The sequence below is a fragment of the Thalassospira sp. GB04J01 genome, from assembly GCF_000751115.1.
Lineage (GTDB): Bacteria > Pseudomonadota > Alphaproteobacteria > Rhodospirillales > Thalassospiraceae > Thalassospira > Thalassospira lucentensis.
Window position 1 is genome coordinate 35254 of sequence record NZ_CCDX020000023.1, and the last position, 24117, is coordinate 59370.

Annotated in this window: 24 protein-coding genes; 11 read left to right on the forward strand and 13 right to left on the reverse strand. The window is 53.5% G+C overall.

From position 1 onward, the window contains the following. Window positions 1-10: 10 nt before the first annotated feature. Together AMM48_RS21365 and AMM48_RS21370 are read right to left on the reverse strand one after the other, a co-directional pair. Window positions 11-994, reverse strand: coding sequence for a helix-turn-helix transcriptional regulator (locus AMM48_RS21365; RefSeq protein WP_158246504.1), 984 nt, complete (start codon window positions 992-994; stop codon window positions 11-13). Between the two features lie 173 nt (window positions 995-1167). Next, window positions 1168-1791: a TetR/AcrR family transcriptional regulator gene (locus tag AMM48_RS21370; RefSeq protein ID WP_102785728.1), complete on the reverse strand. Its 624-nt coding sequence runs from the start codon at window positions 1789-1791 to the stop codon at window positions 1168-1170. A 141-nt stretch (window positions 1792-1932) separates the two neighbouring features. Between AMM48_RS21370 and AMM48_RS21375 the strand changes: the two genes are divergently transcribed. The 7 genes from AMM48_RS21375 (at window position 1933) to AMM48_RS21405 (ending at window position 9230) form a co-directional block, all read left to right on the forward strand. Further along, on the forward strand, window positions 1933-3021 hold the full coding sequence (locus tag AMM48_RS21375) for an extracellular solute-binding protein (RefSeq protein ID WP_102785729.1): 1089 nt from the start codon (window positions 1933-1935) through the stop codon (window positions 3019-3021). A gap of 163 nt (window positions 3022-3184) precedes the next feature. Then, window positions 3185-4048, forward strand: coding sequence for an ABC transporter permease (locus AMM48_RS21380; RefSeq protein WP_102785730.1), 864 nt, complete (start codon window positions 3185-3187; stop codon window positions 4046-4048). 2 nt (window positions 4049-4050) lie between these two features. Beyond that, window positions 4051-4842: an ABC transporter permease gene (locus AMM48_RS21385; protein ID WP_102785731.1), complete on the forward strand. Its 792-nt coding sequence runs from the start codon at window positions 4051-4053 to the stop codon at window positions 4840-4842. After that, on the forward strand, window positions 4839-5954 hold the full coding sequence (locus AMM48_RS22540; RefSeq protein WP_102785732.1) for an ABC transporter ATP-binding protein: 1116 nt from the start codon (window positions 4839-4841) through the stop codon (window positions 5952-5954). Before AMM48_RS21385 ends, AMM48_RS22540 begins: the two co-directional genes overlap by 4 nt. Next, window positions 5951-6682, forward strand: coding sequence for an MBL fold metallo-hydrolase (locus tag AMM48_RS21395; RefSeq protein WP_102785733.1), 732 nt, complete (start codon window positions 5951-5953; stop codon window positions 6680-6682). Before AMM48_RS22540 ends, AMM48_RS21395 begins: the two co-directional genes overlap by 4 nt. Before the next feature lie 73 nt (window positions 6683-6755). Beyond that, entirely contained in the window at window positions 6756-8180 is a 1425-nt protein-coding gene (locus AMM48_RS21400; RefSeq protein WP_102785734.1) for an aldehyde dehydrogenase family protein, read from the forward strand. Between the two features lie 207 nt (window positions 8181-8387). After that, window positions 8388-9230, forward strand: a complete 843-nt coding sequence (locus AMM48_RS21405) for a tetratricopeptide repeat protein (RefSeq protein ID WP_102785735.1) — start codon at window positions 8388-8390, stop codon at window positions 9228-9230. Window positions 9231-9331: 101 nt separating this feature from the next. On the opposite strand, the gene AMM48_RS21410 is transcribed toward AMM48_RS21405, so the two are convergent. Both AMM48_RS21410 and AMM48_RS21415 read right to left on the reverse strand, forming a co-directional pair. Next, a complete protein-coding gene (locus AMM48_RS21410; protein ID WP_102785736.1) occupies window positions 9332-10591 on the reverse strand; it encodes an MFS transporter in 1260 nt (419 codons plus the stop codon). Between the two features lie 70 nt (window positions 10592-10661). Continuing rightward, window positions 10662-11411 (reverse strand): TetR/AcrR family transcriptional regulator, encoded by a 750-nt coding sequence (locus AMM48_RS21415; protein WP_102785737.1) that lies wholly within the window; start codon window positions 11409-11411, stop codon window positions 10662-10664. 250 nt (window positions 11412-11661) lie between these two features. Between AMM48_RS21415 and AMM48_RS21420 the strand changes: the two genes are divergently transcribed. Further along, window positions 11662-12999: a DUF2254 domain-containing protein gene (locus tag AMM48_RS21420; protein ID WP_102785738.1), complete on the forward strand. Its 1338-nt coding sequence runs from the start codon at window positions 11662-11664 to the stop codon at window positions 12997-12999. Window positions 13000-13108: 109 nt separating this feature from the next. Here AMM48_RS21420 and alaS read toward each other — a convergent pair whose 3' ends face one another. From alaS to AMM48_RS21450, 6 genes are all read right to left on the reverse strand, one after another. Beyond that, entirely contained in the window at window positions 13109-15763 is a 2655-nt protein-coding gene (gene alaS / locus AMM48_RS21425) for an alanine--tRNA ligase (RefSeq protein ID WP_102785739.1), read from the reverse strand. A gap of 181 nt (window positions 15764-15944) precedes the next feature. Then, the gene (locus AMM48_RS21430; RefSeq protein WP_102785740.1) at window positions 15945-16250 is read right to left on the reverse strand and encodes an NIPSNAP family protein; all 306 of its coding nucleotides are present in this window, start codon (window positions 16248-16250) and stop codon (window positions 15945-15947) included. Between the two features lie 38 nt (window positions 16251-16288). Further along, window positions 16289-16429 carry an entericidin A/B family lipoprotein gene (locus tag AMM48_RS21435; protein WP_028791480.1) on the reverse strand — a complete coding sequence of 47 codons (141 nt, stop codon included), beginning with the start codon at window positions 16427-16429 and terminating at the stop codon, window positions 16289-16291. 236 nt (window positions 16430-16665) lie between these two features. Next, complete coding sequence (locus tag AMM48_RS21440; protein WP_022731919.1) at window positions 16666-16842, reverse strand: DUF1328 domain-containing protein; 177 nt, start codon at window positions 16840-16842, stop codon at window positions 16666-16668. Between the two features lie 97 nt (window positions 16843-16939). Continuing rightward, on the reverse strand, window positions 16940-17080 hold the full coding sequence (locus AMM48_RS21445; RefSeq protein WP_022731918.1) for an entericidin A/B family lipoprotein: 141 nt from the start codon (window positions 17078-17080) through the stop codon (window positions 16940-16942). Between the two features lie 298 nt (window positions 17081-17378). Next, window positions 17379-18425: a hypothetical protein gene (locus AMM48_RS21450; protein ID WP_102785741.1), complete on the reverse strand. Its 1047-nt coding sequence runs from the start codon at window positions 18423-18425 to the stop codon at window positions 17379-17381. A 130-nt stretch (window positions 18426-18555) separates the two neighbouring features. Here AMM48_RS21450 and AMM48_RS21455 point away from each other — a divergent pair, with 130 nt between their 5' ends. Further along, window positions 18556-19626: a helix-turn-helix domain-containing protein gene (locus AMM48_RS21455; protein WP_102785742.1), complete on the forward strand. Its 1071-nt coding sequence runs from the start codon at window positions 18556-18558 to the stop codon at window positions 19624-19626. Between the two features lie 78 nt (window positions 19627-19704). Here AMM48_RS21455 and recA read toward each other — a convergent pair whose 3' ends face one another. Together recA and nikR are read right to left on the reverse strand one after the other, a co-directional pair. After that, on the reverse strand, window positions 19705-20778 hold the full coding sequence (gene recA / locus AMM48_RS21460; protein ID WP_022731915.1) for a recombinase RecA: 1074 nt from the start codon (window positions 20776-20778) through the stop codon (window positions 19705-19707). Between the two features lie 283 nt (window positions 20779-21061). Then, window positions 21062-21541: a nickel-responsive transcriptional regulator NikR gene (gene nikR, locus AMM48_RS21465; protein WP_102785743.1), complete on the reverse strand. Its 480-nt coding sequence runs from the start codon at window positions 21539-21541 to the stop codon at window positions 21062-21064. Window positions 21542-21640: 99 nt separating this feature from the next. Here nikR and AMM48_RS21470 point away from each other — a divergent pair, with 99 nt between their 5' ends. Both AMM48_RS21470 and AMM48_RS21475 read left to right on the forward strand, forming a co-directional pair. Next, entirely contained in the window at window positions 21641-22438 is a 798-nt protein-coding gene (locus tag AMM48_RS21470) for a DUF4198 domain-containing protein (protein WP_102785744.1), read from the forward strand. Window positions 22439-22499: 61 nt separating this feature from the next. Further along, window positions 22500-23033, forward strand: coding sequence for a hypothetical protein (locus AMM48_RS21475; protein ID WP_102785745.1), 534 nt, complete (start codon window positions 22500-22502; stop codon window positions 23031-23033). Window positions 23034-23050: 17 nt separating this feature from the next. Here the strand turns inward: AMM48_RS21475 and AMM48_RS21480 are convergent, their stop codons facing one another. Further along, window positions 23051-23950: a DMT family transporter gene (locus AMM48_RS21480; protein ID WP_102785746.1), complete on the reverse strand. Its 900-nt coding sequence runs from the start codon at window positions 23948-23950 to the stop codon at window positions 23051-23053. Window positions 23951-24117 lie beyond the last annotated feature (167 nt).

Sequence of the window (24117 nt, forward strand, 5' to 3'; positions counted from 1 at the left end):
GGCTTTAGCGTTATTTTCTGCGCAAGGCACTGGCTGGGCTTTCCCCAAACCAGTCGCGATAGGACCGGGAAAAATTGCTGACATGGTTGAAGCCGACTTTTTCGGCAATCTGTTTGACGGTCATGTCACCTGCGATCAGCAGTTCTTGCGCAAGCGCCATGCGTTCACTGCGGATAAATTCGCCGCAGGATTTACCGGTTTCGGCCTTGAACAAGCTGTTTAAACGGCTTTCGGACACGCCAACATCAACGGCCAGCTGGGGAACCGATATCGCCGCCCCCGGATTGCGGGTGATCTTTGAAACCGCAGCGTCATGCGCGGATTTTTCAAAAGTCGTTAGTTCTGGTGCAACATTGTCCGCCTCGGACAGAGCGCGGTAACTGTCAATAAGTTCGGCGAGAAACAGGGTCGATAGGCCTTCAAGTTTGAACTTGTGGCCCAGCCCGGTCACATGCGGTGAAAACATCGCACTGACGATGCTGCGCATCCGGTTGGAAGTGGGCACAGGCTTGATCAGAACAACATCTTGACGATCCGACAAAAACGGCGCCATCGCCGCGGGCAACCTGTCGCCAAATCTTTCGCGCAAAGGATCAAGCGTGGAAACAACACCAACATGCCGGATCACTTGCCCGGCGGGCAGAAAATACCGCGTTCCAAGCGGATCAACCCGCATCACCATCGCCGCGTCTGGCGACATTAAATGCAGCTTGCCTTCCGGGCATTCAACCTCAAGATTGCCCATCACATTAATCGCCCCGGACAACCATCCCGGCGGCAAAGAATTTTTGACGTTAAAATATGAATCTTCGCGGACATAAAGTTCGGCGCGGTGCAGATACATGCCGTTGCCAAAATCAAGACGTTCCAATCGGCCCTGCGCACCGGGCAATTCAAAAAGGTCGCCATCGGCAAGGATCAGGTCGCCGACATCAACATCTCGTTCGTACGCCGATACATCGTCAAACGCATCACGCGTCTGATCTTTGTTCATCTGCGGCATTCATTCACCCCAACGTCACACCGCGCGTTTTTTGTCCACGGCTTTATGATCGCTTTATCACAGCTTATCTTATTGAAGTTGTTATCATTGATTGACGATTTCAACTGTGATGAGGCGCACGCTGGTTTAAAGACCCGTGCTTCCCAATGGATGTAGGCTGTCGATCAGGGCGCGACGTTTGAAACAAGCAAGGCAACTGGCGCGTTCTGCCGTGCCACTTCCGCCTGCAACCCGTCAACATCCATGTCCTCGTTTTTAACAAATTCGATGAACATCATATTGACGTTGTTAAAGATCAGTTCGCCCATCGCATCGCAATCGACGTCCTGTCGAATAATGCCACGTGCCTGCAACGCTGCAAACAGATCGCGAACCTGTTCGGACAGGCGGTAATCAAGGGCAGTATAACGTTTTGAAAACGGTGTTTCGGGTTGTCCGATTGAAAGAGACATCGCTGTCCGCCACATTTCTTTCGACAGATACGTAAGCGAATGGGCGTAGTATGTGCCGATCAGTTCGGCCAAAGCCGCCCCGACGTCATCATGGTTTTGCGCAATGATCCCGTTCCCCGCCTCAAGGACTTCCTCGACCTCCATCGAGACGGTGGCCATCAGCATGTCGCCCTTGTTTTTATAGTAGTTATAGAACGTTCCGACCGAGACACCGGCCATCTCGGCAATGTCTTCGATGCGCGCTGCATCATAGCCAACCTTGTGAAACAAAGTCGTCGCGGCCTCAAGAATACGGCGGTTCTTATCGGCTTTCTTTTGGGCACGCAAACCTAACATTCTTACTCCGACGAAAACTGAACAGGTTCAAAATTTACATTGACTCAAAAAATGAACACGTTCAATATTTTTTCAACGACACCGGCATGAGTGTCGAAAACCCAACAAAGGGAGGCCTCAATATGAAATCAGGGAGAGCCAATGTTTCGTCACGTTTCCACGGGGAAAACCCGCAATAAGCTGCTGGGCGGCGCTACGACCATGCTTTTGGGCGCACTTGCCATCGTTCCATCTGCGCAGGCAACCGAAGAACTGAACGCGCTTGTCTGGTGCGACCATACCGATCCGGCCTTGATCGCGCCGTTTGAGAAAAAATACGACGTCAAAGTCAATCTGAAGGAATACGAAGGCACGGGCGCTGGCCTTTCGATCATTGAACAATCACGTCCGGGGGATTGGGATGTGATGGTGATTGATGGTGTTGATGTGCACCGCGCTGTTGAGATGGGCATTCTGGCCGAAATTCCGGCTGACGCCCTGCCAACGGCCGATCTATTCCCCGAAGTCGTGATGGCCGACAACAATATGATGGATGGCAAGACCTATGCCGTCACAGAAAAATTTGGCTACAACACCATTTCGTTCGACAAGACCAAAGTAGATCCCAAAGACATGGAAGACATGTCGGTAATCTGGTCGGACAAATATGCCGGACGCATTGCGGTTTATGATTATTACCTGCCGGTCATTGGGCTTGTCGGGCTTGGACTTGGTATTGATACAGCCGACCTTGGTGCGGATGACATGCCCGCGATCAAGGAAAAGCTGTTTGCCATGAAAAAGGTCTCCAAACAGGTCGGTGAAGTTGTGTCTTCCCAAACCGCCCTTGCCACAGGTGAGGTCGATATTCTTGTCGGTGGTGGTGAATGGATCACCGCAGTTCTGTCCGAAGACAAGCCGAACCTTGATTGGATCATTCCCAAACAGGGCGGACTTCGCTGGGCGCAATCAATTGCGGTGATGAAGGATTCCGAAAAGCCCGACCTTGCGTTGAAATTCGTTCAATACATCCTGAGCCCCGAAGGCCAATCGCGCCTTGCGACCTCATCATGCTATTGGGGGATGCCCGCCAACGCCAAGGCTGGTGCGAACCTTACAGATGCGCAAAAAGCCGCCCTTCGCTGGGATGATCAGGCAGAATACCTTAAAAATTCGCAACTTTATCCGATCCCGGATGCCGATCTGGATGCACAGATGCAGGATGCCTGGGTCGAGATGCTTCAACAGTAAGCACCTCCCTTGCGTATTGTGCACCCACCATTGCCTCGCTTTTTTGCGGGGCAATGGTTCGAACTTGCGTTACGCTTGATCGACGGTCGCCCCCATTCCCACGCCACCAAAGAAAGCAACCGGGCCTTTACCGGTCTTAATCGTTGCAGACAAGGATACCGTGATGGCTTCTGCCACCCTTGAAACACGCGAAAATCGCCGGGCATGGGGTTTTGTGACCCCGGCCCTGCTGTGGACCGTCGCGTTTTTCGTAATCCCGTTTATCGTCATGGCCGCCATCAGCCTTGCGACCCGCAAGGGCCGCGAACTGGTCATGGCGTGGAATCTGGACAATTACATCACGTTTTTTGAAAAGGCCCATTTGCTTAAAGGGCTTTTTGTTTCGCTTGAAATCACCTTTACCGTCACCCTTATTTCGGTTGTTCTGGCCTATCCGCTGGCATGGATCATTGCCGAACGTATCCCGCAAAAATGGCAGCGCATGGCGCTGATCATGGCGATCCTGCCATTTTGGACAAGCTATGTGGTGCGGTCCTATTCGTGGCTTTTGGTCTTGGCCAAAAACGGGGTGATCAACAATACCCTGATGCACATTGGCCTGATTGCCGAACCGCTTGAACTGGCCAGCACACGCTCGGCCACGGTAATTGGCTTTGTGCATTTCTTTGTCATGCTGCTGACCTTAACCATCTATGCAAATCTTGTGCAGATGCCACCAAACTACCGACGTGCGGCCGCCGACCTTGGCGCGAACGGGTTTCAGGTGTTTTGGCATGTGGTGTTACCGCTCACATTGCCGGGCATTATGGTCGGTGCGTTTCTGACCTTTGTTCTGTGCATTGGCGATTACATCACCCCGCAAATTCTGGGCGGTAATAACGAACTGGCCTTGCCGCAAATCATCATGCTGCAACTTGGTCGGCGCGCCGATTTCCCGATGGCCGCCACCCTTTCAATCATTTTGATGGTGGTGGTGACACTGGCCTATATTGCCTGTGCGCGCTGGCTTAAAATGGAAAGGACGTGACCATGATTTCATCGCGCTTTTCCAAACTGCTGTCATGGGCCTATCTGATTGCCCTTTATGGTTTTATCTTTTTGCCGGTCGTCGTCCTTGTGTTGTTTTCGTTTCAGGATGGCCGCCTGCCCGTTCCGCCGTTTAACGGTGCTACCTTGAAATGGTATGGGGAAGTTTTCGCCGATACCCGCCTGATGTCAGCCCTTGGCAATTCATTGATGGTCGCCATCGCGTCCTCGACCATTGCCTGCGTCCTTGGTTTCTGTGCTGCCTATGGTCTGGCCCGGTTTATCTTGCCGGCATCGCGGCTTCAACGCGGGCTTCTGGTGGCACCAATGACGGTCAGCTACCTGATCATTGCCCTTGGTTTGCTCTCCACCTTTAACTGGCTCGGCGTGTCACTGTCACTTTGGACAGTCGCGATCGGCCATGTGGTGATTAATTTGCCGCTGTGCTTTGCCATCATTTATGCATCCATGGGCGACCATCAGAAAAACATCGAAAGGGCCGCCCGTGATTTGGGCGCGGCCGAATGGCAGGTGATGACCCAAATCAGCGCACCGATGTTGATGCCATCGATTTTGGCAGCATTCTTCCTGTCGGTGACCTTTAGCTGGGATGAATTTATCATCTCATTCCTGCTGTCGCGCTTTGACGTCACCCTGCCAGTTGAAATCTGGAGCATGCTGCGGTCGGGCCTGAACCCGAAAACCAACGCGATCGGAAGCATTGTCTTCCTTGTATCGGTTGCGCTGCTGCTTATTCTTGAATTGAGTATCTTTAGAAGGACGGCAAAGAAATGACCGCCCCAGTCTCCATCCGTAATGCCACCAAAATCTTTGGCGATTTTACCGCCCTTCGCGATGTCAGCCTTGAGATTGAGGCCGGTGAATTTATCGTACTGCTGGGACCATCTGGCTGCGGTAAAACGACCCTTCTGTCGCTTCTGGGGGGCTTCCTGTCGCCAAGTTCTGGCACAGTTGAAATTAACGGGCAGGATATGGGCCATGTGCCGCCATCCAAACGCCCGACCACCACGATGTTTCAGGACTACGCCCTGTTTCCCCATATGAGCCTACGTGACAATGTCGCGTTTGGCCTGAAAATGCGCAAAATCGGTAAGGCCGAACGCCATGCCAAGGCCGAAGACCTTCTTGATATGGTCGGGCTGAAATCATCGGCCGATAAAAAACCGCACGAACTATCGGGCGGGCAACGTCAACGTGTTGCCCTTGCCCGTGCCCTCGCCGTCGAACCAGACGTTTTGTTGCTTGATGAACCGCTGGGCGCACTTGATTTAAAACTCCGCCGTCAAATGCAGGATGAGTTGAAAGCCATTCAGAAACGGGTCGGCACCACATTCGTTCACGTCACCCACGATCAAGAAGAAGCCATGGCGATTGCCGATCGGATTGTCGTGATGAATGCTGGCAATATCGAGGACGTCGGACGACCAGAAGACATTTACATGCGGCCCAAAACCCTGTTTTCCGCAAGCTTCATGGGCGAGGTCAATTTCATCCCCGGTACCCTTGGCAACTGCCATGATGGCATCGTCGATATTGAAACTGTGCTGGGTGCGGTCAGCCTTCCTGAAACCGCACTTCGCGATGAGAACCTGACCAAGGGTGCAAAAGTCACCCTTGCCATTCGCCCCGAACATTTCCGGGCCAGCACGGGAACCGGCCCGCGTATTACATTTGGCAAGGCCAAGGTCACCGATGGTTCGTTCTTTGGCACCCATCACCGCGCCCATCTTGAACCGGTTGACGCGCCAGACATCATCCTCACCGCCCATATGCCCCAATCTGCGGTGATTGAGGCCGGGGCATGGATTGATTTGACGATTGACCCGGCATCCGTCGTTGTTCTGGCTGGGCACCCCGACACCACAAAAACCGAGGACGCGGCATGAGTATCGAACGCGCCAAAGCCGAAGACTGGTACAGCCTCAAACGTGTCGGTGATGACATCACCTATATCGGGGAGCCGTTTATCGAAGAGTTCTATCGTTGCAACATCTGGCACGTCCGCGGACGTGATGGCGATATGCTGATTGATAGCGGCATGGGGGTTGTGTCGCTCACCGAATGGGTGCCACTCGTGACCGAACGATCCGTTCAGGCCGTTGCCAGCCACACCCATTTTGACCATATCGGATGTCATCACGAATTTGACAACCGGATTTGCCATCGCTGCGAAGCCGATCTTTTGGCCCACCCGACGCGTCAAAACACGCTTGCCGATCCGTATGTCACCGATGACATTTTCACCAAACTGCCGCCCGCCCCATATGCCTCAACCACTTATGCGGTCAAGGCCGCCCCGGCAACGCGGATTGTTGAGGACGGCGATGTGATTGATCTGGGAGACCGGCATTTTGAAGTCATTCACACGCCGGGGCATTCACCGGGTGGCATTGCCCTTTGGGAAGCCAAAACCGGCATCCTGTTTTCCGGTGATATTGTGTATGATGGGCCGTTGATCGAAGACACCTATCATGCCAATGCAAAGGACTACGTGCGCTCCATGGAACGGCTTTATGACTTGCCTGTCCGTGTGGTTCACGGCGGACATTTCGCCAGTTACAGTGGTGAGCGCCACCGCGAAATTATCAAAAACTGGCTGCGCGAACGGACCTAAAAACAGGCCTACCGCACTGAACGCAAACACCACGGCACGGCCAACCAACCCAATATGATCAGGAAGACTTCCGATGCAAAACGCAGGTAAATTCTATATCGATGGCAAATGGATTGATCCGATTTCGTCCCAGAAAATGGACGTCATCAATCCGGCGACCGAAGAAGTCATCACCCAGATTACGCTGGCCAGCGAAGAAGATGTCGATCTTGCCGTCGCCGCAGCCAAGCGCGCCTTTGTGACCTACAGCCAGACAACGGTGGATGAACGGCTTGGCATGCTTGAGCGCCTGCTTGCGATTTATAAGCGCCGTTATCATGAAGTCGCGGATACCATTACGTCCGAGCTGGGCGCACCAACGACCATGTCGCACGAACAGCAGGCCGCGGCAGGCGTTGATCATCTTGAAGATTTCATCAAAGCCCTCCGTGACCTTAAAACCGAAGAAACCCTGTATAACGGTGAGACGCTTTTGCGTGAACCGATTGGGGTGTGCGGCCTGATCACGCCATGGAACTGGCCGATGAACCAGATTGTGCTCAAAGTCATTCCGGCCTTGGCGACCGGCTGTACCTGCGTGCTCAAACCATCCGAATTCACCCCGCTGAACGCGATGCTTTATGCTGAAATGATCCATGAGGCCGGCTTCCCGGCCGGTAGCTTTAACCTTATTCAGGGGGCTGGTCCGGTTGCCGGTGCTTCCATGTCGCGCCACCCCGATATTGCCATGATGTCCTTTACCGGATCGACCCGTGCGGGCAAGGCGATTACCAAGGATGCCTCAGAAACCATCAAACGCGTTACTTTGGAACTGGGCGGCAAATCGCCCAACATCGTGTTTGATGATGTCGATATCGAAGACCGCATTACCTTTAGCGTTCTCGATGTCTTTAACAACACCGGTCAAACCTGTGACGCGCCAACCCGGATGCTGGTGCAACGGTCGATCTATGATGATGCGGTCAAGGTCGCCAAGCGCGTTGGCGATGCTACAACCGTCGGTGATCCAACGGTTGAGGGCAATCATATCGGCCCGCTGGTCAGCCACATTCAGTATGACCGAGTTCAAACCCTTATTCAGGCCGGCATCGACGAAGGGGCAAAACTTCTGGTCGGGGGTGTGGGCAAACCTGATGGCATTAACGAAGGATACTTCACCAAACCAACCATCTTTGCCGATGTGAACAATAATATGCGCATCGCACGCGAAGAAATCTTTGGCCCCGTCGTCGTCATGATCCCGTTTGACACCGAAGAAGACGCCATCAAGATTGCCAATGACACGCCCTATGGTCTGGCGGCCTATATCCAGACCCCCGATGCGGCCAAGGCTGACCGGGTTGCCCGTAAATTGCGGGCTGGCATGGTCCGCATCAATGGTGCCTTCCCGCGCGCCGGAAGCCCGTTTGGCGGCTATAAGCAATCGGGCATTGGCCGTGAAGGTGGCATGTTTGGCCTTGAAGATTTCATGGAAATCAAAATGCTGCACAAGCCCTGATCACGGTGGAGCACCCCCTGCCTTAACAAGGCCCCGGCATGTTCCGGGGCCTTTTGATTTTGTGACAAAATATACCGCGCAACCGGTTGCAATCCTCCCCACATGATATAGGGCTGGTAATGATCAAACCGGGCATTATAATCCCATCGTTAATCGATAAATTGAGGGATCCGGACAACGGATTTTCGAAGGATTGGGAGACCACAAATGAACGCGATGTCCTTTTCTGAAATGGGACTTTCGGCCCTGAAAAGGCGACAGTTTGATGCGGCAATCAACATGCTGCGACAGGCACTTGGCGAAGATGAAGACAATTTGAATGCCCGGTTTGGCTTGGCCCGGGCCCTGCATGAAAAAGGTTCGATCACCGAAGCACTTGGCGAATATCGTACGGTGCTGCAATCTGATGAAGGCCACGAAGACTGCCTGCATCACATTGCACGCGCCCTGCTGCAAAAGGGGGATGCGCGCAGTGCGCTGAACCATGTTGATATCCTTTTACGCAGCAAGCCAACCGACCCGGAATTTCTGACATTGCGCGCGCAGGCCCTGCTGGAACTTGACCACGCCGAAAGTGCCCTGGCGAGCTTGCAAACCGCAGCCCATCACAATCCGGGGTCGGAAAAAATCCATCGGCTTATGGCTGCATGTTATCGGATCAACGAAGATGGCGAAGGCGAACGCCGTGCTGTCGAACAGCTGTTGCGGATTGATCCAACGTCGATGACGGCGGCCAATGACCTTGCGGTGATTGATCTGCGCGAAGGTCATCCGATGACAGCGTTTGAAACGTTTGAAAAAATCCTCGCCCAACAGCCAGAACATGCGCAAGCCACCTTAAACCGCGCCATTGCGCTGACGGTGATGGGTGGCATGGATCATGACGCCATCTGGAACCGGGTGATGGATGTCTGTGCCCACATCGATGATCTTGACGACATCCGCGCCCTCGCCGACACGCTGGCCAAACTGCCCGATGCCAAACGCAAAGGCAGCTCCGAGGCCGCCGCCCTGACAGCGCGTGCCGCCTTGGCCAAAGTTGCCTATTAAAAAAACAAATGCCCGTGTAACAGCACGGGCATTTGCCAAATCATAACACAGTCATAAGGATGCACAGCATATAGCTGACGCATCCTTTTTTATTTGGATGGTTAAGACACCGCGACAGTTTCCGCGGTCGGCGTCACCGAACGGGTTTTCACCCAAGCCAGAATACCCGCCACACAGATGAAGGCTGCAATACATCCGACGATAAAGGGTGCATTGCTGTTCATTCCGGCAAGAACCCCACCCAGCAAGACGGCAACGGTTTCCGCCAGAACGTGGACGGACCGATAAATGCCAAGTGCCTGCCCCTGTTCATGCGCCCCGGTTCCGTTGGAAATAAACAGGCTGGTGGTGACCTCACACCACGCAATCCCGAATGCCGCAATACACATCGGCACGAATATCCAGACCAGCCCATCGGGCAGGACAAAGGTCAACAACCCAATGCCAAGGAACAAGTGCCCAAGGACCGCAACCCCGCGCAATCCAATCGGACGCTGGGCTCGTTCGACGGTTAAGCCGGCAATTATCAACGGGATCGAAATGATCGCCGAGCACATGCCAAGGAAGCTGCTGGTCACATCGTGGTTTTGAACCAGATACACCCCAAAGAAACAGAAGAACAAAAAGATCGCGCAATAACTAAAGAACGATACGACAAAGGCCGGTAACAGCCCCGGATCGGTCAAGGTTTGCCAGATAGTCCGACTGGTTTGCGGACCATCGTCGGGCGTGCGCCCCCGGCGCCGCGCGTATTCGGGGATCCGTAAAACAACTGCGACCACCAGCAAGTTAAAGCCATACATACCCGCAGCAAAAAAGAACGGCCACGACACGTTAAAGGATGGATGGATCGTCGGGTCCGAAAAGAACCCGCCCATCAACGGACCAATGATCCAGCCAACATTAATCGCCACCGTCAAAAGACCGAAATTGCGCACCTTGTTTTCGGGTGTGCTGATGTCTGATGCAATCGATTGTGCGATGGCCATGTTGCCTTCGCACAGGCCGGAGACAAATCGACCGATCAACACCATTGGCAGGTTCGCGGTCGCAACCCCAACCGCCACCACGATATAGCCACTGGCTGCCCCCAAAAGAGACGCCAGCAAAACCGGCTTGCGCCCGATTTTATCCGACATCCGTCCCAGCCATGGCGCACCGACAAACTGCCCAATTGGATAAAGTGCCATCGCCACCCCAAGCAGAATGGTGCGATATTGTTCCGGAACAGACGGGTCAAGAAAGCCAAGCTCGGGCTTTAAAAACATCGGACCGAAAACAGGATAGGGCAAACTAAAACCGGCAAAGCCAAAAAGAACAGTCAGAAAGACTGCCGACATTGCCTTGTTTTCCTGCGACATGGGAACTCCGTGGGGCTTTGGTATTATGTGTAATTAACGTGATCAAGGTGGTGGAGGCAGGCGGGCGTAATCAGGTTTGGGGCATTTCGGTCGCCGGGGTGGCATACCGCCGGGCAAGGGCTCGCACCTTTTCATGTGCATCATCGACCTGCCATCCGGCACCAATCAGCAAATCGGCCAACGCATCACACAGGATATTGACCGCATTTTTGCGCAATTCCTGCCCGTAATGCCGGTCGGTAATTTCTGATAAAACCAGTACATTGATGCCGTATCCCAAGCCCCAACTGCCAAGGTTAAGGTTCCTGGCCCGATCCGTCCGCTCGGGAAGATCACCGGAAATACCCAGTGCATCGGCCCCGGCGTTCAAAAAGGTCTGAAACATCTCGGTCACGGCACCAATCTGGTCAAGCTGGGCCTGATGACGGGCCGGTGTTGCCCGTTTCCAGACCGATGGTGCCAGCGCAAGATATTCGGCTTCGAACAATTGCGGATGATCGATGGAAAAGCGCAGATCAAGCAAACTGGCGATGATGTATTTTTCAATCGCACTGCCGTCATGATTGCGTGCAATGTCAAATTTTTGCGCCCGCTTGGCCCCCGCCATGACGGCCAAGCCGATCAGAAGGTCTTCCTTGCTGGCAAAATGCCCGTACAGGGTTCCAACCGAAATGTCACACATCTTTGCCAGATCCGACATCTTGAGCTCAAAGAAACCAACTTCTGAAATCAGTTTCCCTGCGTTATCAAGGATTAATTCTTCGCGGTTTTGGCGTTTTTCCATACGGTTCTGCGCAACCATATCAGACCAGTCTTCCATTCATTGGATCGTAAATGACGTAAAATCGAATTTGGTTCATTTTTTAATTTGGAACAATCGCTGTTTTTGCATAGGTGGGTTTCCAACTGATATTCGCCCCTGTTTTCAGTGATGGGCACACGAAGGGGTGTCGGGTATATAATACACCGACAAGGGAACTGATTTTCCTATTGAGCGTTTAAAGTAAGGTACTTATTCCTCTCACCCGCAGTTCTTTGGGCTGCAGCAAAAAGAACGGGGCTGTTTCGAAATGTTCCAACGCTTCATCCGAATATGGGAATTTCTAAGTCACAGCCTTTGGTTCACTCCACTGCTCTATGCGTTTGGCGGCGTTATTCTGGCCTTGCTCTCTGTCCGTGTTACCGATGCGGATATTGCGGCAAGCCTGCCCGACTTCTGGCCGCAGTTTAGCACCACCGAAACCGCACGCGATTTGATATCGACCTTGCTGGCGACGCTTGTCACCATGACGACGTTTGCCCTTTCGATTACCATGGTTGTCCTGACCTTGGCCGCCGGGTCCCTTGGCCCCCGAACCATTCGCAATTTCATGGGTGATCCCAAAACCCAAAACGCGATTGGCTGCTTTGTCGGATCAATCCTGTTTTTCATCGGCACGCTTGTGATCATGGGGGGTGCAACCCAACCCGATCAGGTTCCACAAATCGCAACCATGTCGGCCATCGGGCTTTTTGTGATCTGCCTGTTTGTGCTGATCCTGTTTGTCCATAACCTCGGACGATCCATTGTCGCCGACCAAGTCATTCACCGGGTTGGCAGTAACCTTGAAGACACAATTTCTTCTGCCCTTGATACCCTTAAAAGCCCGATTGAGGCCGCCCAAAAAGATCACTGCACCCTGCCCAAGAGCACCGACATCAACGATGTTAGCGCTATCATCGCCGCAAAATCGGGCTATGTGCAGGGACTTGATTACGATCATTTGCGCGATGTTGCGATCAAACATGACATCACGATCGCGCTGATTGTCCATGCCGGACAGCACGTCATTAAAGGCGAAACCATAGGTGAAATAAAATCCCCTGACGATGGGGGCGCATCACACATCGATATGTCGGCCTGTCAGGAAGACACCGCCAAACACATCATGATCGGCAACCAACGCACCGAGATGCTTGATATCGAGTTTGCCCTGCGCCAACTTGTCGAGATTGCCTTGCGCGCCCTGTCGCCAGGGATCAATGATCCCTTTACCGCCATTGCCGTGATTTACCGTCTGGGTCGGGCCCTGCCAAAGGCAATGTCTTTTCATTACCCTGTCGGGTTGTGGAAGGATGACGATGATCAGAACCGCCTTTACGGCTACCTTCCCGATTTTGGCGGCATGCTTGGTGCGGCCTTTAACCAAATCCGGCAAGCCGCCACGGCAAAGCCAGACGTTTTGCTGCCGATGGCCGAAGTACTGGAAAGCCTGATTGGCTTGACCGAAAACACCGAGCAGCGTGATATTCTATGTCGTCATGCAAAATTGATCGGCCATGCTGCCGCACGTGACATCCCCGAAGCATCAGACCGTCAGGCTGTGGAACGCGCTGTTAAATGCATCTTGCGCAAGAGAACGGCCTAACCTGATCATTTGATCCGTTTACCTGGTGGTACGGTCTCAGTCACTTACCTGAATCCCATTAAAAAAGGGTCCACGCGGGGACCCTTTTTTACATTCGGTTGCGGGGCGATCAGCCTGCGATATGGGCTTCAATCGCAGCCAGTGCGGCATCGGCCTGCGACGGGTCTGAACCACCGCCTTGCGCCATGTCCGGACGGCCACCGCCGCCTTTACCACCAAGTTTTTCAACACCGATACGCACCAGATCAACAGCACTATATGTGTCTTTGAGGTCTTCGGTCAGGCCAACCACGATGGATGCCTTGCCACCATCGTTGGAAATCAGCGCAACGATGCCCGATCCCATCTGATCGCGCAGCTCATCGACCATGCCTTTGAGTTCCTTGGCCGGAATACCGTCAAGCGCACGCAGGGCCATTTTAACGCCGTTAACGTCCTTAAAGGCATCGCCACCCGATGCCTCAGCCGATCCTGCGGTCGCCAGCTTTTTACGAAGATCGGAAACTTCGCGTTCCAGACGGCGTCGTTCGTCGACAAGCGCCTTCACACGGGCCGGGACGTCTTCGGGGGCGGCTTTAAGGTCGGCGGCCACTGTGCTCAGCACGTTTTCACGTGCGGCCATATAATTGGCCGCGTCCGATCCGGTCAGGGCTTCGATACGGCGCACACCGCTTGAAACCGCCCCTTCGGAAACGATTTTGAACATGCCGATATCGCCGGTGCGTTTGACATGCGTACCGCCGCAAAGTTCCAACGAATAGGCATGTTCGTTGGCCTCAGGCAGCCCCATCGACACAACACGGACTTCATCGCCGTATTTTTCACCAAACAGCGCCATGGCACCCAGTTCAATCGCCTCATCGGGCGTCATCAAACGGGTTGATACTTCACTGTTTTCACGGATCAGGCGGTTGACATCGGTTTCAATCAGCGCGGCTTGCTCGGCCGTCACCGGTTTGGGATGCGACACGTCAAAGCGCAGGCGGTCGTTGGCCACCAGCGACCCTTTTTGGGTGACATGATCGCCAAGATGTTTACGCATCACCGCATGCAGCAAATGGGTCGCCGAGTGGTTGGCACGCAGCGAGGATCGACGCGCATGATCAACGCGGAATTCTGCTGCATCGCCAACTTTAACCGCGCCCTCAACCACTTTGCCAAGGTGCACATGCAAGGTGCCGAGCTTTTTCTGGGTCGCAGTGATTTCAATCACCGCACCGGCTTCGGTTTTGATGATGCCAGAATCGCCCTGCTGGCCACCGGACTCACCAAAGAAGGTCGTCTGATTGGCAACCAGGGCAATTTCGTCGCCCTTGGCAGCAGATTTAACTTCGGCACCATCCTTGATCAGGGCCGTGACCACACCTTCCGCGGTTTCAGTTTCATAGCCGAGGAATTCTGTCGCACCATCGCGGTCCTGAATATCGAACCAGACTTCTTCGGTTGCCGCTTCGCCCGAACCCGACCATGCAGCACGTGCCTTGGCCTTTTGTTCTTCCATGGCGGTGCTAAAGCCGTCTTCATCAATACCGATTTTGCGTTCCTTGAGCGCATCAGCCGTCAGATCAAGCGGGAAGCCATAAGTGTCATAAAGCTTAAAGGCGACATCACCGGAAAGGATTGCGCCTTCGTCCATGCCATCGGTCGCATCGTCAAGCATCTTAAGCCCGCGATCGAGCATGGTTTTAAAGCCCTGCTCTTCAAGCTTGAGCGTTTCTTCGATCAAGGCCTGTGCACGCACCAGTTCCGGGAAGGCACCGCCCATTTTGCGCACCAGTGTCGGCACCAGTTCATACATTACCGGGTCTTGCGTTCCGACCATATGAAGATGGCGCATGGCACGGCGCATGATCCGGCGCAGAACGTTACCGCGACCGGCATTGGACGGCAAAACACCATCCGCAATCAGGAAGCTGGTCGAACGCAGATGGTCGGCAACCACGCGGTGCGACACATTATGCAGCCCATCAGGATCGGTATTGGTGAAATCAGCCGATGCTTCGACCAGAGCACGCATCAAATCGATGTCATAGTTGTCGTGCTTGCCCTGCAAAACGGCGGCAATACGTTCAAGCCCCATGCCGGTATCAATCGACGGTTTTGGCAGATCGACCCGATCCCCATTTGCCATCTGTTCATACTGCATAAAGACAAGGTTCCAGATTTCAATGAACCGGTCGCCGTCTTCTTCCGCACTGCCCGGAGGACCACCCCAGATATGCTCGCCATGATCAAAGAAGATTTCCGAACACGGGCCACACGGACCGGTATCGCCCATCGACCAGAAGTTATCGGATGTCGGAATGCGAATGATGCGGTCATCAGGAAGACCAGCGATCTTTTTCCACAGCGAATAGGCCTCGTCATCGGTATGATAGACAGTCACCAGCAGCTTATCCGCCGGGAGGCCGTATTCCTTGGTGATAAGGTTCCAGGCAAATTCAATCGCGTTTTCCTTGAAATAATCGCCAAACGAAAAGTTGCCGAGCATTTCAAAAAAGGTGTGGTGGCGCGCGGTCCGTCCGACATTTTCAAGGTCGTTATGTTTGCCCCCGGCGCGTACGCATTTCTGCGACGTGGTCGCGCGCGAATAGTCGCGCTGTTCCTGACCGGTGAAAACGTTCTTGAACTGAACCATCCCGGCGTTGGTGAACATCAGGGTGGGGTCATTGCGCGGCACCAGCGGGCTGGATGAAACAACTTCATGGCCGTTCTTGCGGAAGAACTCCAGAAACGTGGTGCGGATATCATTAACGGTCTGCATATCTCTCCAACCCGGAAAACGCGGAACAAACACACCCGCAACACCGCGGGCAGGACTGCCCTATTTAGCGGCTCGGCCCTGCGCTGTCCAGTCGGGGGAAAAGCTTTGCGGTGTTTAAGTCGCGATTTCCGCATTTATATACGGCAGATATGCCTTCGTCAGGCCATCGCAGGGCAAACCGTTATTCAAGAACCGGGCGCATAAAACTGCGTTCATAGCTGATGATGCTGCGGTTGCGTTTTTCAAGGTCGAGCGTTGCAACGCATTCCCCGTCCTCGGCCATGCGGTTGCGATACTCCTCATAGGCCGCAAGGCTTGGGAAGCTAAACAGCGCATAGGCGATGTTGCTTGCCCCTTCGTGGGGCAGGAAATAGCCGTGATGGGTGCCACCCATGCGATTGACGATGGGAATCCAGCGACGGGCATAATCCTCGAACTCGGGGATTTTATGCCCATCAATGATGTATTTCAGATAGCAGGTGATCACGGCCAAACCCTTTGGAAACCGTATGTATCAACGAATGCCTAGTTGGTGCCTTCCTGAATCTGCTCACCCAGTTTTTCAACATCACGGCCAAAACCGGCTGCGGTTTCACACGCGGCAAGTGACATACCAAAACCGGCAATCAGCGCCAGCGCCAAAATACGTTTTACAAGGACCGACATCGTTTCTTTGCTCCTGCCTTTAACGACATGTTGATTTTGAAGCCACGAAGCTTCGGGTTCAACCAAGTTTATACACGATTGATGATGCTTAAAAGCGGCAAAAATCAGGTTGTTATATTGTCCCCGGAGCATGCAACTGGCAACTGTTTACTTGGTATTTGCCCAATGGGCACACAGCAAAACGGGCGCGCCGTAGCACGCCCGTTCTGGTTCGCTCGTGTTATTTTTGCACCTGATCAGACAGGTGGGCCGCGCCCACGCAACGCATTGACCAGAAGTGAAACGAGGAACAGCACGATAAAGACAAAGAACAGTATCTTTGCAATTCCAACGAATGTCCCGGCCAGACCACCAAAACCAAGAACGGCGGCGATCAGGGCAAGAACCAGACAAAAGATTGCCCAACCCAACATAACTTTCTCCTTACTGTGTGCGTTTTATTCCCCGCCCCAACGGAACGGGATCACACCGATGGTGCGATCAAACTCAACGCACGGAAGAATGAATGACTTACTCAGCTTCTTCCTGAATGGCTTCGCCAGCATCTTCAACGTCCTGACCAAAGCCATCTGCAGTTTCACAGGCGGCAAGGCCGAGCCCCATACCTGAAATCATTGCAATGGCGAAAATCTTTTTCATAATATCAGACATCTTGTTTGCTCCTATTTGCTTGCAGATGTTTGTATTGATTAAACTGTTCACACTAAACAAACGGGGCAGTTGCAAACTTGTTCCACTCCCCACTGCCAAGTTGTTGATTTGGCAAGATTAAGGCAGGTAAAATCATAGGTTTTCTATTGCCTTACACCAATCGTGATCATTTTGGGGCACGTGAAACTCTGGGTGTTTAATCCGTATTTTCGACATATAGAAAGAACGGGCGTGCCAATGCACACCCGTTTTAGTCATCTTGATCGTATGGGGCGCACACCAAGCCCCCACTGGCTGTTTACGGCAAACCAAGGAATGTTGCGATTTCGTCAGCAACCTGCCGGTGGACCAAACTGCGATCAGTCCCCACCGGGTCCGTGCAAATCGGATCATCGTCCATTTCTTCAAGAAGCTTGGCGGCACCGGGTTCACATTCCGCCAGAAATGTCAGGTGATAGGCTGGGGCAAACACCGCCAAGGATGCATCTTTTACCTTTGCGACAAGGTTGCTTCCCGACGCACTGACATCCCCCGCCAGCCAGCCGTGCTCTTGACCCAGCTTGATAAACAGCACGGGATTTGACACATCGGCCAGACTGTCGGGTTTGACGGCAAAGGACATTCCCGGTTCGATTGCGACGGTTTTGCTAATCCGCGTGTCGCGATAACCGTTTGTGAAATCGTCGGGCAAATGCGCGAAATCCACCCCGCCCTTTTTATAGAAAATGCAATCTTGCGCGCTGTCTTGATATTTAACGCAATAGTCGCGGTAAGCAGCGCGATCAAACTGCATCCCCGCAAGATTAAGAACCGTTGTCCCGCCAAGTGAGAACCCGACGGCAGATATGTTGTTGGTGTCGATATAGGGCGCAAACTCAGGATTGGCGAGAACCTGATCAAGGGCGGCGGTGACATCCGCCGAACGTTGCCCAAGATACATCGTCCGGCGCGGGGATGAGTCGCCTGTGGTGGTGCCGGGATGATTAACTGCCAGAACAATCGCACCACGCAATGCCAGTTGCGATGACAGCCAGCCGATCCCATCCATATTGCCCCCCGATCCATGCGACAGTAAAATGAGCGGATGTTTCCCCGGTTCGATTGCCGCCCCGATATAGGCATTCGTACTTTGCCAGATCGCACTTTTGCCGACCGGGGCCACATATATGTGACTGCCCGCAGGATACCAGATTGATGCTGCAAGCGGTCTGGCCCGGTGGGCAGCCTGCACGTCGAACCGATCATACCCGGCAATGTCTTGTCCGGCCGTGGCAGGCATGGATGTCCCCGCGGTAAAAAGACCCAGCCCCAAGGCCAGAAGCATCGCAGAAGTTACATGTTTCATGATTTCAATCCGTGTTTTAATGTTTAACGGTTTGAAATTGCGCCGGTTTGCGCGGTGTGGCGTCCTCGAACCGGTTTTAGGACACGCAAAACCGGTTTTGGGACATGGTTGATAAGTTGATTAAACGTCGATGATCGTTTTACCCGTTCCGATGGTTGTGGCCCTGCTGCTGGGCTTTCTGTTCTTGCGCGCAACCCTGTTTACCGAGACGCCCCGGCTTCTGGCGGCGTTGCTTTTGGCGTGTGCATGCCAAAGTGTGACGGTATCGGTTGTGCAATATTACGAGGTCAGCGAATTGCGCTTGCTCCAACCGATCACCGCATCACTGATTCCGGCATTGGCGTGGGTCGCCTTCCTTGATGGCGCGATAAGATCGCAACCCAAATCCCGTGATCTGCTTCATTTTCTGATCCCGGGTGTGATGGCATGTGCGGTGTTGGCCATTCCGGTCACCATCGACGCTTTGCTTGCCGTGATATTTGTCGGCTATGGGGTGGCGATCCTTGTGATGTTGCATCGTCATAGCGATGACCTTGCCAATACGCGGCTGGCATCGGGGCATTTCCCCGCTGTGATCTGGCGGATCATTGCCATTGCGCTGATTGCATCCGCGATCAGCGACATTTGCATCACACTTGCGCTCAGCTATGGCTACCACGGGGCGCCAGGCCTGATTTTGAGTGTTTTTTCATCTGTGGCGCTCTTGATGATCGGTTTTTTGTGCTTGTCGCCCGACATCGTCACCGAACCGGTTGAGGGGGACGGTGATGAATATGATGCCCCATCAACCGCGCCCGGAATGCACCGACAGGAAAACGCGCCTCATAAAACCAATGAGGATGTGCCCGTTCACGCCATCATGGAACAGCTTGAAGCACTGGTCATTGGCAAGAAGCTTTATCTTGATCCTGATCTGACGCTGGCACGGCTGGCGCGGCGGTTGGGCTTTCCGCTTAAGCAGGTTTCAACCGCGATTAATCTTGTCACTGGCGAAAACGTGTCGCGCTATATCAACAAGCTGCGCATTGAACATGCCTGCCGGGAATTGGAAACGGGACAGAACGTCACCACCGCCATGCTGGCCAGTGGCTTTAATACCAAATCAAATTTCAATCGCGAATTTCTGCGTATTACCGGCAGCACGCCAACCAAATGGCAAAGCCATTCGACCGTGACGCAGCAAACCAGCATTTCACAGTAATCAGCCCCCAGACACCTCGACACACAAAAACGGGCGCACCCAAAGCACGCCCGTTTTTTTGTCGTAGATCAAAGAAGATCAATCGTCGTTTGACGGATCGTCTTCTTTCATATTTGTCATCGCCTCGGAAATCAGACCGGCACTCTCGCGAATGCTGGCTTCGATTTCGTTGGTCATTTCCGGATTTTCACGCAAGAAAGTCTTGGCGTTTTCACGGCCCTGCCCGATACGGGTCGAGTTATAGGAGAACCAGGAGCCTGATTTCTCGACAATGCCGGCCTTAACACCAAGATCAAGGATTTCGCCCATCTTGGAGATACCTTCGCCGTACATGATATCGAATTCGACCTGTTTGAACGGCGGTGCCATTTTGTTTTTAACAACTTTGACACGGGTCTGGTTGCCCACGACCTCGTCACGGTCCTTGATCTGACCGATACGGCGAATATCAAGTCGGACAGACGCATAAAACTTAAGTGCGTTACCACCCGATGTGGTTTCCGGGCTGCCAAACATCACACCGATCTTCATACGGATCTGGTTGATGAAGATCACCATGCAGTTCGATCGCGAAACCGAACTGGTCAGTTTACGCAGCGCCTGGCTCATCAAACGGGCCTGCAGGCCAACGTGGGTGTCGCCCATCTCGCCTTCAAGTTCGGCGCGCGGCACAAGGGCAGCAACCGAATCGACGACCAGAACATCAATCGCACCGGAACGCACCAGCGTATCGGCGATTTCAAGTGCTTGCTCACCAGCATCTGGCTGCGAAATCAGCAATTCGTCGGTATTCACACCCAATTTACGGGCATATCCCGGATCAAGCGCGTGTTCCGCATCGACAAACGCACAGGTACCGCCCAGTTTCTGGGCTTCGGCGATGGTGTGCAGGGCCAGTGTGGTCTTACCCGAACTTTCCGGACCGTAAATTTCAACAATACGGCCGCGCGGCAAACCGCCAATGCCCAACCCGATATCCAGCCCAAGCGAACCGCTTGAAATTGCGGAAATATCAATGCCGCTATCGCGCTGGCCGAGCTTCATAATCGAGCCCTTGCCAAATGCGCGTTCAATCTGCCCGAGGGCGGCTTCGAGTGCCTTCTGCTTATCCATAGTATCCTTATCCACCAAATGCAGCGCGGTCTGAATCATTGCTCGAACTCTCTTATTCCACAGGGCCGGGTAGGATGCAACGCAGGCGGTTCCCCGGACCTAAATGCGGAACGCCACCGCTTAAGAAGCCTGCTGCCTTAACAGATTGAATTGCCTGTGCACGCCAGCAGAGCGCTTGAGAACATAATGCGAACATTTACATAGAATTCTTGATGTTGCAAGTTTGTTCTCATTTGCGGTTCTGAATATGTAGATCAAACAACCCTGTTTTGACCGCACTCTCATGCCCGGCCATACCGTAATGCTGCGGAAAATAAGGAAATTACGTCGTGATTTTCAGATGTTCGTGCTTATGCGCATGACCATGATGATCGCCGCCGTGGTGATGGGATTCCACATGCATCTCGCCGGGCACGGAGTAAAGTTCACCGTGGCGCACACCGGGCTGGGCCAGAACCTTATCAGCAAAGGCGCGAATTTCGGCAAGACTGCCGCGCAGTGTCACGCTTTCAAGGCAGGTATCATGATCAATGTGAAAATGAACTGTCGATACCGTCAGATTATGATGTTCGTGCTGAGTACTCATCAGGCGGGATGCCAGCATGCGTTCTTCGTGATCATACACATAATTTAAGACCGCAATCCCCACCCCGTTTGCATCTTCAGCAAGCTTGGTGTTTTGCAGCTTTTCACGGATCAGGTCGCGAAATCCTTCGGATCGGTTGGTATAGCCGCGCTGATTAAGAAAGGCATCGAAGGCCTCCATCAGATCATCTTCAATCGATACGGTGATGCGGGTCATCTCAATTCCCTTTTCAAAATCATCAGCTTGACTCGTATGAACAAATTTGAAAAGTTCATAACGTCTTTTCTATAGACCTAATTTCCCAAAGGATAGCAGATGTTTCAATCAAAGTTCGCACCCGGTGTGATTATTGCCGCCCTTGGCTGTATTTTGAGCGGTGCGGCAACCGCCCACGAATTCACCGCGATTAGCAGCACAACCGATGTCAAACCAGGCGATACGGCGACTTTCACACTTGATTCGAGCCATATTTTTGGCAGCCCGGAAGAAGCCGAAGCCGCCAAGCATCTTAGTGCGACTTTGATCACGCGCGATCAGAAAACAGCCCTTGATTTCAAAATCAACCCCGACGCCCCCAACCTGATCGGGACGTTTGATGTGCCAGAAACGGCCGCGTGGCTATCAGCGCATCGCCTACCCGTTGTCTGGTCGCAGACCCCGGATGGTTGGCAGGAAGGCGGTCTTGATCAACATACCGATGCGATTGCCGCGGTCCGCTATGAAAAATTTGCCAAACATCTGGTCGGCGCAGCTTCCGGCGATGGCGCCGATGATTTCGTCAGAACCCCGATTGGCGATAAACTTGAAATTGTCCCGCTTTCTGATCCACGCGATACCGCAATCGGTCAGGATGCCACGTTCCAGATACTGCTTGATGGGCAGCCGCTGACAACCACGGTCTTGGCGACTTACGGCGGATTTACCGATACGCCGTCGTCATGGGCCTATGCCAGTGAAACACTGACCGATGAACGCGGCAGCGGCATTGCCAAGGTCCGCATCAGTGCGCCTGGCATGTGGGTGGTGCGGGTTGCCACCGATGTTTCTGATCAGGAACAAGGCATTCGCGGTCATAACCTACGGGCGACCTTTACCTTTAATGTCGCAGATTAAATCGATGCCCTCAGAGGTCAGATGCATGGTCAGACTCATGGCAAAACGAATAGTCATACAAATGATCAAACCGCTGCCCGCTGTGGTAATGGCGTTGACGGCCCTGCTTTGTGCAGGGTCGTCAACCGCACATGCCCACGGGGCCGGATGGCAGGTTACAGACAATAGTCATACAATTAATTATCGCTTTGGCTATACCGACGGGACGCCAATGGCGTTTGCCGAGGTCATCGTCATCGGGCCAAATGGCAAAACATGGCAAAAGGCCCGCACTGACCGTACCGGCCATTTTGCCTTTGGGGTTGATCGGGAAACCATCGGCGAAGATATATCCGGTGCGCTGTCAAACGGCTGGCAGATCAAGGTTGCCGATGGCATGGGACACATCGTTAATCTGACCCATCATGCACCCGAACTCGGCCCCAACGACGCAACGGCGACAAAGGCCAGCCCCACGAAACCGCATACATCGTTGCGCGGAACATCCGCCCTGTTTGACTTGCCCGTTTGGGCAGGTGCTCTGTTTGGTATGAGCCTTTTGGTCAATCTTTTTGGTGGCGTATTCCTGTGGTCCCGGCGGGTCAAACCAACGTAAGGTCGGCCCAAAATACATCAGTGCATAAACAAAAGCGCGACACCGCAAAAGGCAAGGCAGGTGCCCATGACCGCCTGCCAGCCGACCGGTTTGCGCAAGATCGTCACTTCATAGACAATCAAGATCACCGGTGGCAGCGCCATCAAGGTTGATGCAATCCCGACATTCGCATTTTGCACCGCCAGCATCGACAACCACACCCCCACCGCCGGTCCGATCAACGCACCCAGAAACAGCCATTTGCCGACATCAGGCGCAATACAGGCGGTAACAGTCCGGCGCACCCGGCCTAGCAAAAGCGCAAAGCCCCACATGGCAATCACCGCCACCATGGTCCTGATCCATGTTGCCGACAGGGCCGAATAGCCGCCGATCAGAGCATATTTGGCCGTGATCAGATTGCTGACCTGACCAATCGCCCCGCCAAGACCAAACAGAATACCAATCACATAATTTCGTCCGGCCAATCCCACCGGACGGCCTTTTTTACCGACAATCACCAACAAAACGCCCCCGACGCCACAGGCAATACCGGCAATTTCAATTGGTATGAGGATTTCATCAAACAACACCCATGCCAACACCGCCCCCATGATGGGCACGGTTGACATCAACAGCATCGAAAGACGCGCGCCCAGCATGACAAACGCCTGAAACAGCATGGCATCGCCAATCACAAGGCCGAGGATGGATGACAGCGATAGCCAGCCAAGCTGTTCCCATGTCACCGCATTGGGCCAAGGTTGGCCTTCCATCACCCAATGCAGGATCGTCAGGCAAAAAATCGAACAGGCCAGCCGCCCGCGATTAACCGTTTGCGCCCCGACCTTGCCACCGATATTGGAAAAAATCATGCTTGATGTCGCCCAACACAGGGCGGCACTAAAAGCGGCGGCTTCGCCGAGGTAGGGAACCATGGGGCGCGTTTCCAAAGAGTGTTTTTGTGACCGGCAGTGGTGGCAGCAGGCCGCCATGATAAGCGCGATTTTTTACGGTGTTGCAACTTCAAATTACACGCTTGGTGCGTGAAACAAAACGCATCTCAAACAAATCGCTCAATGGCTTGCGATTTTTCCACCCCACC

Coding starts and splice junctions, on each gene's coding strand:
- AMM48_RS21365 (WP_158246504.1), bottom strand. CDS start 994: ATGAACAAAGATCAGACGCGTGATGCGTTTGACGATGTATCGGCGTAC.
- AMM48_RS21370 (WP_102785728.1), bottom strand. CDS start 1,791: ATGTTAGGTTTGCGTGCCCAAAAGAAAGCCGATAAGAACCGCCGTATT.
- AMM48_RS21375 (WP_102785729.1), top strand. CDS start 1,933: ATGTTTCGTCACGTTTCCACGGGGAAAACCCGCAATAAGCTGCTGGGC.
- AMM48_RS21380 (WP_102785730.1), top strand. CDS start 3,185: ATGGCTTCTGCCACCCTTGAAACACGCGAAAATCGCCGGGCATGGGGT.
- AMM48_RS21385 (WP_102785731.1), top strand. CDS start 4,051: ATGATTTCATCGCGCTTTTCCAAACTGCTGTCATGGGCCTATCTGATT.
- AMM48_RS22540 (WP_102785732.1), top strand. CDS start 4,839: ATGACCGCCCCAGTCTCCATCCGTAATGCCACCAAAATCTTTGGCGAT.
- AMM48_RS21395 (WP_102785733.1), top strand. CDS start 5,951: ATGAGTATCGAACGCGCCAAAGCCGAAGACTGGTACAGCCTCAAACGT.
- AMM48_RS21400 (WP_102785734.1), top strand. CDS start 6,756: ATGCAAAACGCAGGTAAATTCTATATCGATGGCAAATGGATTGATCCG.
- AMM48_RS21405 (WP_102785735.1), top strand. CDS start 8,388: ATGAACGCGATGTCCTTTTCTGAAATGGGACTTTCGGCCCTGAAAAGG.
- AMM48_RS21410 (WP_102785736.1), bottom strand. CDS start 10,591: ATGTCGCAGGAAAACAAGGCAATGTCGGCAGTCTTTCTGACTGTTCTT.
- AMM48_RS21415 (WP_102785737.1), bottom strand. CDS start 11,411: ATGGAAGACTGGTCTGATATGGTTGCGCAGAACCGTATGGAAAAACGC.
- AMM48_RS21420 (WP_102785738.1), top strand. CDS start 11,662: ATGTTCCAACGCTTCATCCGAATATGGGAATTTCTAAGTCACAGCCTT.
- alaS (WP_102785739.1), bottom strand. CDS start 15,763: ATGCAGACCGTTAATGATATCCGCACCACGTTTCTGGAGTTCTTCCGC.
- AMM48_RS21435 (WP_028791480.1), bottom strand. CDS start 16,429: ATGTCGGTCCTTGTAAAACGTATTTTGGCGCTGGCGCTGATTGCCGGT.
- AMM48_RS21440 (WP_022731919.1), bottom strand. CDS start 16,842: ATGTTGGGTTGGGCAATCTTTTGTCTGGTTCTTGCCCTGATCGCCGCC.
- AMM48_RS21445 (WP_022731918.1), bottom strand. CDS start 17,080: ATGTCTGATATTATGAAAAAGATTTTCGCCATTGCAATGATTTCAGGT.
- AMM48_RS21450 (WP_102785741.1), bottom strand. CDS start 18,425: ATGAAACATGTAACTTCTGCGATGCTTCTGGCCTTGGGGCTGGGTCTT.
- AMM48_RS21455 (WP_102785742.1), top strand. CDS start 18,556: ATGATCGTTTTACCCGTTCCGATGGTTGTGGCCCTGCTGCTGGGCTTT.
- recA (WP_022731915.1), bottom strand. CDS start 20,778: ATGATTCAGACCGCGCTGCATTTGGTGGATAAGGATACTATGGATAAG.
- nikR (WP_102785743.1), bottom strand. CDS start 21,541: ATGACCCGCATCACCGTATCGATTGAAGATGATCTGATGGAGGCCTTC.
- AMM48_RS21470 (WP_102785744.1), top strand. CDS start 21,641: ATGTTTCAATCAAAGTTCGCACCCGGTGTGATTATTGCCGCCCTTGGC.
- AMM48_RS21475 (WP_102785745.1), top strand. CDS start 22,500: ATGATCAAACCGCTGCCCGCTGTGGTAATGGCGTTGACGGCCCTGCTT.
- AMM48_RS21480 (WP_102785746.1), bottom strand. CDS start 23,950: ATGGTTCCCTACCTCGGCGAAGCCGCCGCTTTTAGTGCCGCCCTGTGT.